The organism is Ancrocorticia populi (assembly GCF_003123745.1).
Classification (GTDB): Bacteria; Actinomycetota; Actinomycetes; order Actinomycetales; family Actinomycetaceae; genus Ancrocorticia; species Ancrocorticia populi.
Map to the genome: position 1 here is coordinate 532,848 of NZ_QETB01000001.1, position 12,614 is coordinate 545,461.

A 12,614-nucleotide genomic window follows, 5' to 3' on the forward strand; every position below is an offset into this window, starting at 1 on the left:
GCTAGCTGGCGCCGTCGTCGCCAGAACTTGAAACTAAACCAGCCTCGTAGTCTTCGAGCAAAAAGCAGTCAAATCCGCACTCTTTTGCCTCGATCTTGATCATCCGTGTGATTGACTGTTGAATGTCCTAATACGTAGTGATCGGAAGGGAACTTTCCTGTGAAAATTGGAATCATCATCGGGTCTATTCGTCAGGGACGAAAGGGTGAAGCTGTAGCAAAGTGGGTCCTCGACCAGGCTCAGGCGAGAGGAGACGCCGAGTACTCGATCATCGATCTCATGGAATTTGGCGTTCCGTTACTCGATTCTCCAGTGGTTCCCGGCGCCGCCAATCGCCAATACGAATCCGAGAATGTCCGGCGTTGGGGCGCGACGATTGATACCTACGATGGGTTTATCTTTGTAACTCCCGAATACAACCACTCGGTTCCTGGTGCCTTCAAGAATGCCGTTGATTCAATCGGACCCGAATGGATAGGGAAAGCTGTGGCCTTCGTGTCCTACGGCGCCTCAAACGGGATCCGCGCCGTGGAGCACTGGCGCCAGATCGTCAGCAACTTCCAGATGATCGACGTGCGCGGGCAGGTTGAGCTGTCTAACTTCACCGAGTTCGATGCGGACGGCAACGTCACTCCAGAGGCCCATCGCGGGCAGGACGCGCAGACGATGCTTGATCAGCTCATTCGGGCAACTAAGCAGTCCCAGATGGCATAGCTCAGTGTTCAACTGAGGAAGCAGGCGAGCTTGTGCCCACAGTTGGGGCACATATCCCTGTGACTCAGACACGAGATCCAAAGTAGAGCGCTTGTGGGAAGATGGGAGCGTGACCTCTAGCCTCTTTGAACGCCTCGCCCAACTCGACCGCTTGACGGATGGTGAGCAAACGCTTGCGCGGTACTTTGAAAACTCGTATCCAAAGTTGGCGTTTCAGAACCTCGAAACCGTGGTGCAAGGCTCTGGCGTAAGTGCAACCTCAGTGACTCGCTTTGTCCGGCGGTTGGGCTACTCCGATTTCAGAGACTTCTCGGCCTCAGTCAAAGACGAAGTAAAGGCCAACTTCGATAGGCCGCTCCAGCGTGGCCGCGAGTCTGTTAGTTCGGGCCCTGGTACGGAGATGATTCAGCATTTCTCGCGTGCTCGAACTGAAATCGAGCAAACCCTCGATACATTTTCGGCTGAACAGTTCGATGAGGTCGCTGATCTTCTTGCCGACGAATCTCGCCCACTGTTCCTTGTTTCGGTTGCAACCGGCCGGACGCTACTCCACTACTTTTATCTCCTGTGCAAGTACCATCGCGGCAACGTACATATGCTTTCCGGAATCGATATGAACTCCCACGAACTCGTGGATCTCACGCCTGATTCCGTGGTGTTCGCGACAGCGTTTGACCGGCATCCCATGCCGGTGGAAGCCACACTGAAGTTGGCGCGCTCGCGAGGAGCAACCACGATTCTCGTAACCAACAGAGCCACGAGCCCTCTACGGATCTATTCGGATCATGTTCTCTTGGTTCAGACGGATTCCACTCCGCGCTTCAAGAGCCGGGCAACAATGCTCCTTATGCTTGAGTCCCTGTTAGCCGCGATGGAAAACCGCGCTCCCGAACGCACCCTTTCGCGGACCAAGCTGGTAGAAGAAGGATCGGACCAGTTGAACATGTTCATCTGGCCCGATCAGTAGAGGTATTCCGGCTACTTGTTGGGTTGAGCAGCCTCCATCGATAGCTCACGAGACAGACCAGTGTAGTTCTCTGGCTGAGTTAGTTCAGAGATATCGATTCCGTTGATCTTCTCGGCTACCTCGGGACGCTCAGCAAGGAAATCCTGAAGGGATTTGCCGTTCTCGCGTGCCTCGGACGCAAACTCCTGTAGCAGATCGTGAGCGCCTTCCTGTCCCAGACGCGGAGCTAGAGCCATCATGATTCCTTCGCTCATGAGAAGCACACCCTCATGGTTCAGGTTTGCGCGGAGGCTCTCCGTGTTAAAGCGAAGCCGTCCAAACAGTGCGGTGAGTTTGGATGCTGCTCCCTCGGTTGCCACGAAAATCTGAGGAATGAGGTCACGCTGGACTTCAGATTGCCGATGATCCCTCTCATCAGCCGCCGGGGGCTGGGTGAGTATCGTAGAAGCCATACCGGCTACCAACCGCGCACTCACAGAGGCCTTCATGGTGGTAAACGGGTTGAGCTTCTGAGGCATCGTAGATGAGCCAGAGGAGTGGGCGTCCATGGTCTCGTGAGCCTCAGCCATATCCGTACGCTGCATCGTGAAGAGGTCCTCTGCAATCTTGCCGAGGGTTTGCGCATAGATGGCTGTGGTGCAGGCGATTTCCGCCATAACGTCCCCGGCCGCGTGCCAAGGGTATGGCTCGTATCCGAGGTTAAGGGATTCCGCGAGTGCGCGTGCAGTGCGGGGCCCGTCTTCACCCAAGGACGCGTAGGTGCCTGCCGCACCTGAGAACTGGATGATCTCGACCCGCGGCCTCATCTGTGTGAGACGCTCACGATTCCTGCGAAGTTCGGCAAGCCATCGGACGAACCGCATACCAAGCGTGGTGGGGAGGGCGTGTTGCCCATTGGTCCGCGCTACCATGGGTGTGGTCGCGTGTTCCTCTGCGAGATTGGCCAAGACACCGATCAGCTGGTCCAATTCGTCCAACAAAATGTCCGTGGATCTCGAGATCTGGAGTGCTCTCGCGGTGTCCAGAATATCCTGAGTTGTTGCACCGAAGTGGATCCACCCGCGGGCATCGTCAGAAACGCGCGCGCGTAGGGCATCCAAGACGGCAACCAATGGATTTCCCACCTTGCCACGGGAAACATCTTCGATCAGTTCATCGCTGGGTTGCGCAGCCTCGCGGATTGCCTGCGCTGCTTGTTCAGGGACGATCCCTAAGGTGGCCTGTGCCTCGGCGAGCCCTGCCTCTACATCGAAGATGGCGCCTACTAGAGCCCGCTCGGACCACACCTCCTCCATGCGTGGAGTGGTGTACCCACGCTTGTAGATGGCTGAATTTAAGGCTCCAATACCCATTACTCTCCTTAGATATTTATAGCAGGATCAGGCTGAAGGTCGTCATAACGATGACTCCTACGGCCATCGGTAGGACTGTTCGGCGCACAACGTCCATGGGGCTGATGCCAACGCCGCCTGCAACCGCAATCACCACACCTGATATGGGTGACATCGAGCGGAACAGACCGGAGGCGAACTCCATCGGCGTGATGAGAGCAACCGCAGACCCGCCGAGGCCGTTGGCGATATTGGGTACCAGCCCGGAGAATGCCGAGAAGGCTCCTACACCCGAGCCGGTCAAGAACGTAACCAGACCAACGATGAGCGTGAAGACGATCGTCATGATCGCCATTCCAGCACCGAGCTTCTCGCCACCGTCAATCAACATGTCAATCGCACCCGTTGCCGTCAGGCCTTCAGCGAAGATCTGAGCCGCGATGATGAGTGCAACCACGCCACCGAACATCTTGCCCATACCGGTAAAGAACACAGTTGAGGCATCCGCTGCAATCTTGAAGGAACGATGGCGAATCATTTCGCAGATCATCGCGAATAGCCATACCATCACGAATGCCGCGACTGTGGTCAGTTCGATCGAATCATTGACGAGCGGGCTGAAGATGATAAGTAAAACGATAGGAATGACGAGAAAGAGCGCGTACCAACGTGGTCCGCCTTCGGACGTGTCTGCTTCCTGCATCTCTGTGGGTTTGTAGGTCTCTAGGCCCTTCTTGTCGTAGTGACGCTGGACAAAGTAATGCGTAATAGAGATGGCGATGAAGGTTGGGATAGCAACGATCAGCTGGTTTTGCACGAAGTAGACCACTGGTGAAAGGTCAACCGTTCCTGCAGCAAGAACCGAGGTTCCGGAAGCCGGCCCCATGGGCATGGCAGATGCAGTTGCGATTACCGCGGCAGAGGCAGCGGGCGTGATACCAGCCGCCGTAAGCACTGGAACCAGCAAGACGAGCAGAAGGATCGCAAGTCCAGCCGCACTCGGGATGAACATAAACAGGACGGCACCCAGAAGATACGTGAAGATCAAGAGCATATAGGGATGCTTGATCTTCGCGATCGGGGCAGAGAGGATCTCAACAAGAGCTCGGGAGGCTCCGATTTTGTTCATGTAGGTGGAGAAACCACCCGCAGCCATGATGATGAGGCCAACGCCCGTGAGCTGGCTACCGGCAACGTCTTCGAACATGCCGATAACGTCAAGCCATCGCGAACCCGTTGACGCGTCCTCTTCGAGGATCGCGAAGTCAGGTTGAACGGCTGTGGACACCGCGATGAGTAGGAAGCCCGAAAGCAGCAGCACGATCACTGGCTTCTGGCCCTTAATGAGTAAGTACCCTGCTCCGAGTGTGGTCAGCAATGCGAATACTGCGAGAAAAACAGACACAGCTGCACTCCTTTGTTACTGTTGTCTGCCCACTTGAGGGTGGGTAGATACCAAACGCTCTGTAAGTTCGGTACTTAAGTAACAATACGACAACGGCCGGTAGTTTTCTACCACCGGTTGTAACCGTCGTTGTCCTAAAATCTCTAAATGTCCGAACGCTGGTAACGCACCAATCCGAGGACCCAGAAAACCAGTGCGTAGCAGAGCCACGCGATGGTGGCGGTAGTCCACGAAAGGCCCTCACCCATGAGGCTGGAGCCAAGTTCGGTGGCGGTGGCGTCCTGAATTATCTGAAGTGGTAGGTAGTGGTAGAGGGTGTCGCGGATCCAATCGATGTTGACGAGGGCAACGGCATTGGACACGTACACGAGCGCCATGGCTAGCGTGATGGTGCCGGCGGTGGACCGGAGGATGTAACCGATCGAGGTGGCCATCGTCGCTGCGGTTGTGAGTATCACCCAGAAGACGGCAAGCGCCCGGAAGTTACCGTTCCCAAGATCCCACGATCCACCTGCCGAAATTCCGTACACCAGAGCGGCAAGGAGAGTCAGAACAAGATTGATCGCTCCTACCATGACAAACACTGCGAGGTGCTTGGCGGAGTAGGAGCGCAGCCGCGAAGGATCTGCTAGGGCGGTGGTTCGCATCGTGTTGGAGGAGTATTCGTTGGTCACCGCAGAGGCGCCCAGTGCGAAGGAGAAGATAACGAGGAAACTGACGCCGGTAGTAACAACCTGAGCGTCCAGCATCGAGCCACCGCCATACTCCTTCTGGGACACCCCGATAGCGAACATTATCGCGCTATAGAGCACCACCAGCACGGCCGTCTGGATCCAGAAAGATCGCAGATAGGCGATCTTGCGGATCTCGGAGAGAAAAGAGTTGAGGAACGATGCGTGGTAAAGGCGCGGCTCCAACACGATGTTGCGGGCGTTCATCGGGCGCCTCCTTGATCGTTCCAACCGAGTCCCGGGACGGGCGCCCCAATCCCGTATTCCACAGAGGATTGGGTGAGCTCCATAAATACGTCCTCCAAAGAAGAATGACTATCGGATAGCTCGTGGACTTCGAGGTTTGCCAGATGAAGTGCGTGGCCAATCTTGGAACGGTCCGCCGCCTGAATGTCCAAGACTCCGTATGGGTAATCGGGGCTAGGATCGCGCCGCATCCCGGAGAAACCAGCCTCCCCGAGAACACGGGCCATTGCCTCAATATCGGGGCCGGCCACGTGGACTACCGTGTGTGCGGCGGATTCCGTGAAGTTCTTAATGGGGCCGGAGGCGATGAGTGACCCGCGCCCGATTACCACGAGATCATCGGCCGTTACGGCCATCTCACTCATGAGGTGTGATGAAACTAGAACTGTGCGGCCTTGGGCTGCAAGGTTCCGCATGAGGTCGCGCACCCACCGAACGCCATCGGGATCAAGACCGTTCACGGGTTCGTCGAAGAGCAGAACCTCGGGATCCCCGAGCAGCGCGGTAGCGATACCGAGGCGCTGCCCCATTCCCAAGGAAAAACCCTTGAGCCTCTTATCCGCCACCTGGCTGATGCCCGTCAGTTCAAGAACATCGTCCACCCGCTTATTGGGGATCCCGTGTGTTCGTGCCACTACCCGGAGCTGTTGGCGTGCCGTCCGCTTTGGATGGAACGCCTTGCCGTCCAGCAGCGCCCCGACCGAAGTGAGAGGGGATTTGAGCTGACCGTACTCCACGCCGCCGATCGTGCAACGTCCGGAAGTGGGCCGATCCAGCCCAACGATGCACCGCATCGTGGTGGATTTTCCGGAGCCATTGGGCCCTAAAAAGCCGGTGACTTTCCCGGGCGCAAGCGAGAAGCTCAGGTTGTTTACAGCCGTTGTGTGGCTGTAACGCTTCACAAGGTTTTCAACGGTAATCACGCGGATCCTTTCAAGGGGCTTCGCTGAGGAACCTAACACTACATGGAACCTTACAGGCATAAACTGCCGTCCAATATCGGGTATAACCCTGAACGATCCCTGAAAGTCCTGTCTCAAAATGGTGTCTTTTTGCGCTACGCGCGGAGCTGGGGCTGCATTACTTAAGTCCTATCTATTAGTATGGACGTGGTCATTGCTCTGCAGTGCTCATGAATGCTCATCCGCTTAAGGAGGACCATTGAGCAACAATCCGGTTATGAATCGCAACCCTTACTTCCAAGGGCAAGCGACAACACCAAACACGTACTACGCCACTCCGAATCAAGGCCAGTACACACAGAACCAGTACGGTCAAACACAGTACGACCAGTACAATCCTCAGGCCCAGTACGCAGGTGCCTTTGCTGATCAGCAGGCACGTCCGGGTGCCATGACGTACGACGATGCCATGGTTAAGACGCTCATTCTTCTTGCCGTTGCCGTTGTGTCCGGTGCCGTCACGATGGGGTTCACTCCCACGATCGGTTCGAACAACATCCTCATGCTCGCCATCGGAACGTCGCTCGCGGCTTTCGTGGTTGGCATGATCGCGGCATTCCAGAAGATGGTCAAGCCGTGGATGGCTATCGGCTACGCACTCCTCGAGGGTGTTGCCCTAGGGGCGCTCACAGGAGCTGTTGATCAGTTCTATCCAGGCGTCGGCCTTCAGGCGGTGCTGGGCACCGTGATCGTAGTGGGAGTGTCCGTATTCCTGCACGTGAGCGGCACAGTACGCACCACACCGAAGGGCCGCCGGGTCGTATCGGTGGTGCTTATTTCCTACATCATCTTCGGCGTCATGAACCTGATCCTCGTTTGGACGGGTGTTCTAGACGGCTTTGGCATGCGCTCGGGAACCATCGGAATTCTCCTCGGCCTCGTTATTATCGCGATCGCCGGCTACATGCTGATTGGCGATCTCGAGACGGTTAAGCTAGCCGTCCAGAAGGGTGCCCCGCGCGAGTTCGCGTGGACATGCGCCTTCGGGATTGTCATGACCATCCTATGGATTTACGTGGAGATCCTTCGCATCGCGATGATCTTCGCTTCCGATAGGTAGTAGGCCAGTCATGAAAAATGCCGGGGCTTGTCCCCGGCATTTTCTTTGGTTTTTTGGGACGACGACGGCCTACCGCACCCCTACCAAATCCACCACGAACACGAGTGTGTCAGTGCCACCGATACCGGCGGCCGGCTGGCCATTCGGACCGTATCCCTTCTCTGGCGGGATGGAGATAAGAAGGCGCGATCCCACGTTCTTTCCTACGATGCCCTGATCCCAGCCTGCAATAACAGCGCCCACACCGATGGGGAAAGTAGCGGGCGTGCCGCGCTGGAAGGAGGAATCGAAAACGTTCCCGCCCCAGATCATGCCGTGATAGTTGGCCTGAAGCTCGCGGCCTGCCGTGACAGTTGGGCCGGTTCCCTTTTCAAGTACCTTAATATGCAGGCCCTTGGGTGCTGGAGTGTCCGGGAAGGTGATCTCCGGAATCTCACCAAAACTGCTGGACACTTCGGGTAGTTGTGCGGGCATCATGTTCCTTTCAACGGGTTTGCCTCGTGCCAGTTTAACGCTCATTCCACATTTGCTCTTGTTTGGGGCCCGCAGATGTCGTAACGTAAGCCGCTCGACAACCTGGGGAGATGACTTGTTGGAAGAACACGGTGCTGGTGTGATCCGAGTGCGCGGCGCTTGCGAGAACAACCTGAAGAGTGTGAATGTTGATATTCCTAAGCGGCAGCTGACCGTATTTACGGGGGTATCGGGATCCGGCAAAAGCTCGCTGGTATTCGACACGGTGGCGGCCGAATCGCGCCGCCTGATTAATGAAACGTACCCGGCGTTCGTCCAGGGGTTCATGCCAACCCTAGACCGCCCTGACGTTGACGAACTGGAAGGCATCACCACCGCCATCACCGTGGATCAGGAGCGCATGGGGGCCAATCCGAGATCCACAGTGGGAACAGCAACTGATGTGGGGGCCCAGCTTCGCATCCTCTTCTCGCGGTTGGGCAGGCCCTACTGGGGGCCACCACAGGCGTTCTCTTTTAACGTTCCAACAGTAACGGGCACTGGTGCAATGAAGGTCCAGAAGGGCGGATCAGTACAGCCAGTAAAGAAGACATTCACGGCGCTTGGCGGCATGTGCGCCCGGTGCGAGGGACTGGGGCGGATCAACGATATTGATCTGGACGAGGTATTCGATTCCAGTAAGTCGCTGAACGAGGATCCGTTCAAGATCCCCGGCTACAAGATGGATGGCTGGAACTGGAAGATCTACGCTCAGTCCGGACTGGTGAACCCCAATAAGAAGATCGCGGACTTCTCCAAGCGCGAGCTACACAACCTTCTTTATGCCGAGAGCCAGAAGATCCGCTTCGCGGACATGAACATGACGTATGAGGGGCTCATCCCGCGCCTTGAGAAGTCCATGCTGCACAAGGATCGGGATTCCCTGCAGGCGCAAGCCCGCCAGTTCGTTGATAGGGCTGTGGTGTTCAAAACCTGTCCCGATTGCGAGGGTAGCCGGCTGTGCGAAGGCGCACGGGCATCCCTGATCGATGGCGTATCCATCGCGGACGTGAGCGAGATGCAGATCGATGAGGCGAGCGCCTGGGTCAAGACCGTATCCGACCGATCGGTTGCCCCACTTGTCGCTGCACTTAGCGAGATCCTTGATTCCTTCGTGGATATGGGGCTCGGCTACCTGTCCCTTTCACGCAGCGCGGGGACGCTCTCCGGGGGCGAGGCCCAACGCACCAAGATGATTCGCCACCTCGGCAGTGCGCTGACGGACGTAACCTACGTGTTTGATGAGCCAACCATCGGCCTGCATCCCCACGATATCGAGCACATGTTGGAACTTCTGGAGAAGCTCCGGGATAAGGGCAATACCGTTCTGGTTGTTGAGCACAAGCCGGACGTCATTAGAATCGCTGATCACGTGATTGATCTTGGGCCGCGCGCCGGAAGCCAAGGGGGAGAGGTGTGCTTTACGGGAAGCGTGGATGAGCTTGCCGCCTCTGACACCTTGACCGGTAAACACCTATCCGACGTGGTGGGTCTCAAGGAGACAGTTCGCCAGCCAAATGGCCAGCTTCCTATCCGTAATGCCAACGCCAACAACCTGAAAGATGTGAGCGTTGATGTGCCGCTCGGCGTTCTCACCGCCGTGACCGGTGTGGCTGGCTCGGGCAAGAGTTCGTTGATGCATGATTCGGCGGGGGAAAACGTCGTCGTTATTGATCAGGGCCCTATTAAGTCCTCACGCCGCTCGAACCCGGCCACCTACACGGGCGTTCTAGACCCCATTCGGAAGGCGTTTGCGAAGGCGAACGGCGTCAAGCCCGCGCTGTTCTCACCGAATTCGGAGGGTGCATGCGAAAACTGTAAGGGTGCGGGCGTTATCTACACGGACCTCGGGATGATGGCGGGCGTGACGTCCGTTTGCGAGGCGTGCGAGGGCAAGCGCTTCGAACCGTCCGTGCTGGAGTATACGTTCGGTGGCAAAAACATCAGCGAAGTGTTTGAGATGCCTGTTGATCAAGCTCTGGAGCTATTCAGCGCGGCCAAAGTCCCCGCTGCGGTCAAGGTCCTGCGCAACCTCGTGGACGTAGGGCTTGGGTACGTGCCGTTGGGCCAGCCACTCACCACGCTCTCGGGCGGCGAGCGCCAGCGGCTCAAGCTGGCCACGCACATGAGCGAGAAGGGCGGGGTCTACATTCTGGATGAGCCGACCTCCGGCCTCCATCTGGCGGACGTTGAACAACTTCTGGAGCTGCTGGATCGGCTGGTGGACAGCGGCAAAACCGTGATCGTGATCGAACATCATCAGGCAGTGGTGGCCCACGCCGATTGGGTGATCGATCTTGGCCCCGGGGCCGGGCGTGGTGGCGGAACTGTAGTGTTCGAGGGAACGCCGCGGGATCTAGCCGTCGGGCGCGATACGGTGACCGGGGAGTATCTGGCCCGGTACTTGGGCTAGTTACTTGGCGAGGGGACCAGAGGAGGGGAGCGGGCAGGCGATACCTGTGCGTGCATGGCACTCGTAGCCGCCCGGGTTCTTCTGGAGGTACTGCTGATGTTCGTCCTCTGCGGGGAAGAACGGGCCGGATTCGAGCACGGAAGTTACCTCGGTGACAATCGCGGAGTGCCCGGCCTGGGTGAGCTTGTCCTGATAGGCGCGGATCATCTGGTGGGCCGTGTCCTCTTGCTCCTGCGTGGTTGTGAAGATCGCGGAGCGGTACTGGGTGCCGATATCTCCACCCTGCTTGTTGAGGCTAGTGGGGTCATGGGACTCGAAGAAGGCCTGAAGGAGCTTGGCGGTGGGTAGCTTTTCGGGGGTGTAGAGCACGCGGACGGTTTCGGCATGGCCGGTGAGGCCGGTGCATACCTCCTCGTAGGTGGGATTCGGCGTGAATCCCCCCATGTAACCCACGGCGGTTGAATCTGCACCAAGTTCCCACGCGAGCTTTTCGGCTCCCCAGAAGCAGCCAGAGGCTAGATAGATGATCTCCTGACCCTCGCCGGGTTCGGCAAGCAGATCCGTACCCAAAACCGTGTGCGGCTTCGGATCTGGTAGAACCGGGGTGTCACGGCCGGGGAGCGAATCCTCTACCGAGACCATCTTTGTCTTATTAGCGTCATCCCATACAAACATGGCAACTCCCTCAAAATGTAATGCCTCCCTATTCTCGCGCGTTGTGACGCTTGAGAACAGGGAGGCATGCGCTGGGCGAAATCAGTGATCCAGGCTCTCGATCTTCACGATCTCCACCGGGATCTTGCGGCCATTGGGGGCCTGGAACTTCGTCTTGTCCCCAACCTTCAAGCCCATGATTGCCTGACCGAGCGGCGCGTTCTCCGGGTACACCTCAACGTTGACCAGATCGGCCTGCTCGCGCGAGCCAATGAGGAAGCGCTCTTCTTCGCCGGCGATCGTGGCCGTGATGACGTTTCCGGGGGCTACAACGTCAGTGCTGGGCGGCTCGGACACGTGAGCGTTTTCGAGGAGATGGGTGAGTTCGATGATCCGGCCCTCCATCTTCGACTGCTCCTCGCGGGCCGCCTGATACCCACCGTTCTCTCGGAGGTCGCCCTCAGAACGCGCGGCTTCAATCTTCTGGGCGATCTCTGCGCGCCTTACCGTGGTCATTTCTTCGAGCTCCGCCTGTAGCCGCTCGTAGGTGGCCGGTGAAAGCCACGTGCCTTGACTCTGTTCAGCCATCGTGTGCTCCTTTGGAGGTAGGTGCCGCCGCGATCGCGGCTATAAAAAAAATCATGCCCGCTGCCACGGGCATGTCTCACTGCTGGCTACGATACCAGCGCTGGGGATTAAATCAACTCGCTACGCCATCACGGCCAACCATACCGTCACAGCATGGCAGACGTATCCGAACAAAGTCCCGGTATGGAAGAACTCATGGAATCCCCACACATTCGGCCACGGATTCGGCCAGCGCAGGCCGTAGCAGAGAGCGCCAGCGGTGTAGGAGAGTCCGCCCGCGATTAGCAGCCATACTACGGCTGGGCCGCCTGCTTGCCAGAAGTCCGGGAGGAACCACACAGCAACCCATCCCAGCGCTACATACAGTGGGGTGTAGAGCCAGCGTGGGGCCGTGGGCTTGAAAACGGACAACAATATTCCGCCAGTTGCTCCGGCCCAAACGATTCCCAGAACCAGTGCGGCAGTCTTGGGTGGCAGAAGCGCCACGGAGAGAGGCGTGTACGTACCCGCGATAAGCAGGAAGATGTTCGAGTGATCGATCCGGCGGAGGACGGAGTGAACCTTCACTGACCACCGGCCCAAGTGATACACGGCCGAATTGCCGAACAGGAACACCGCCGAAAGGCCGAACACCACGCACGCAGCCCGAACGTCAGCTGTGGGGGCCAGAACCACGAGAACGATCGAGTTCGCTAAGGCCAGCGGGGCCGTGATCGCGTGGATCCAGCCGCGAGCTGCCGGCTTGGGGAGGGCGTCAAGGCGTTGTTTCCGGGCGGCAATCTTTGAGGTGGCCTTGGGCTCGGCTGAGGCCAGCTTGTGTTGGTCCGAAACGCTCATGAATTCCTCCATTCAATCGTTCAACATCACCCATTCTAGGGCCGTTCGTAGCGGACCGGCAGGTGAGGTCCGTCCCTGTCTCGGATATCGGGTGCTGGGTGGGTGATTAACGCAAGATTTTCGTTCGATTAATGAGGGAGATGGCCGTAGGTGAGTGAAAGTGGAGCACCAGACGATAATCTGTTCAGTGTCG

12 protein-coding genes are annotated in these 12,614 nt (G+C 57.6%); 4 read left to right on the forward strand and 8 right to left on the reverse strand.

Annotated features, from left to right (window positions below; genetic code table 11):
- Positions 1–159 precede the first annotated feature (159 nt).
- Both DD236_RS02505 and DD236_RS02510 read left to right on the forward strand, forming a co-directional pair.
- Positions 160–714: an NADPH-dependent FMN reductase gene (locus DD236_RS02505; RefSeq protein WP_109092781.1), complete on the forward strand. Its 555-nt coding sequence runs from the start codon at positions 160–162 to the stop codon at positions 712–714.
- Between the two features lie 109 nt (positions 715–823).
- Complete coding sequence (locus tag DD236_RS02510) at positions 824–1,681, forward strand: MurR/RpiR family transcriptional regulator (protein ID WP_207785661.1); 858 nt, start codon at positions 824–826, stop codon at positions 1,679–1,681.
- 11 nt (positions 1,682–1,692) lie between these two features.
- On the opposite strand, the gene DD236_RS02515 is transcribed toward DD236_RS02510, so the two are convergent.
- The 4 genes from DD236_RS02515 to DD236_RS02530 all read right to left on the reverse strand — a co-directional run bounded on the left by DD236_RS02515 (position 1,693) and on the right by DD236_RS02530 (position 6,317).
- Positions 1,693–3,033: a lyase family protein gene (locus DD236_RS02515; RefSeq protein WP_109092783.1), complete on the reverse strand. Its 1,341-nt coding sequence runs from the start codon at positions 3,031–3,033 to the stop codon at positions 1,693–1,695.
- A gap of 16 nt (positions 3,034–3,049) precedes the next feature.
- Positions 3,050–4,417 (reverse strand): C4-dicarboxylate transporter DcuC, encoded by a 1,368-nt coding sequence (gene dcuC / locus DD236_RS02520; RefSeq protein ID WP_109092784.1) that lies wholly within the window; start codon positions 4,415–4,417, stop codon positions 3,050–3,052.
- A 143-nt stretch (positions 4,418–4,560) separates the two neighbouring features.
- Positions 4,561–5,355, reverse strand: coding sequence for an ABC transporter permease subunit (locus DD236_RS02525; protein WP_109092785.1), 795 nt, complete (start codon positions 5,353–5,355; stop codon positions 4,561–4,563).
- On the reverse strand, positions 5,352–6,317 hold the full coding sequence (locus tag DD236_RS02530; RefSeq protein WP_109092786.1) for an ABC transporter ATP-binding protein: 966 nt from the start codon (positions 6,315–6,317) through the stop codon (positions 5,352–5,354). Before DD236_RS02530 ends, DD236_RS02525 begins: the two co-directional genes overlap by 4 nt.
- 238 nt (positions 6,318–6,555) lie before the next feature.
- Here DD236_RS02530 and DD236_RS02535 point away from each other — a divergent pair, with 238 nt between their 5' ends.
- Positions 6,556–7,416, forward strand: coding sequence for a Bax inhibitor-1/YccA family protein (locus DD236_RS02535; RefSeq protein ID WP_243409882.1), 861 nt, complete (start codon positions 6,556–6,558; stop codon positions 7,414–7,416).
- A 69-nt stretch (positions 7,417–7,485) separates the two neighbouring features.
- Here the strand turns inward: DD236_RS02535 and DD236_RS02540 are convergent, their stop codons facing one another.
- On the reverse strand, positions 7,486–7,893 hold the full coding sequence (locus DD236_RS02540) for an FKBP-type peptidyl-prolyl cis-trans isomerase (RefSeq protein ID WP_243409883.1): 408 nt from the start codon (positions 7,891–7,893) through the stop codon (positions 7,486–7,488).
- 112 nt (positions 7,894–8,005) lie between these two features.
- On the opposite strand from DD236_RS02540, the gene DD236_RS02545 reads away from it, so the two are divergent.
- Positions 8,006–10,342 (forward strand): ATP-binding cassette domain-containing protein, encoded by a 2,337-nt coding sequence (locus tag DD236_RS02545; RefSeq protein ID WP_243409884.1) that lies wholly within the window; start codon positions 8,006–8,008, stop codon positions 10,340–10,342.
- Here DD236_RS02545 and msrA read toward each other — a convergent pair whose 3' ends face one another.
- The 3 genes from msrA to trhA all read right to left on the reverse strand — a co-directional run bounded on the left by msrA (position 10,343) and on the right by trhA (position 12,421).
- Positions 10,343–11,017: a peptide-methionine (S)-S-oxide reductase MsrA gene (gene msrA / locus DD236_RS02550; RefSeq protein WP_109092790.1), complete on the reverse strand. Its 675-nt coding sequence runs from the start codon at positions 11,015–11,017 to the stop codon at positions 10,343–10,345.
- Positions 11,018–11,098: 81 nt separating this feature from the next.
- Positions 11,099–11,584 (reverse strand): transcription elongation factor GreA, encoded by a 486-nt coding sequence (gene greA / locus DD236_RS02555; RefSeq protein WP_109092791.1) that lies wholly within the window; start codon positions 11,582–11,584, stop codon positions 11,099–11,101.
- Positions 11,585–11,704: 120 nt separating this feature from the next.
- On the reverse strand, positions 11,705–12,421 hold the full coding sequence (gene trhA / locus DD236_RS02560; protein ID WP_109092792.1) for a PAQR family membrane homeostasis protein TrhA: 717 nt from the start codon (positions 12,419–12,421) through the stop codon (positions 11,705–11,707).
- Positions 12,422–12,614 lie beyond the last annotated feature (193 nt).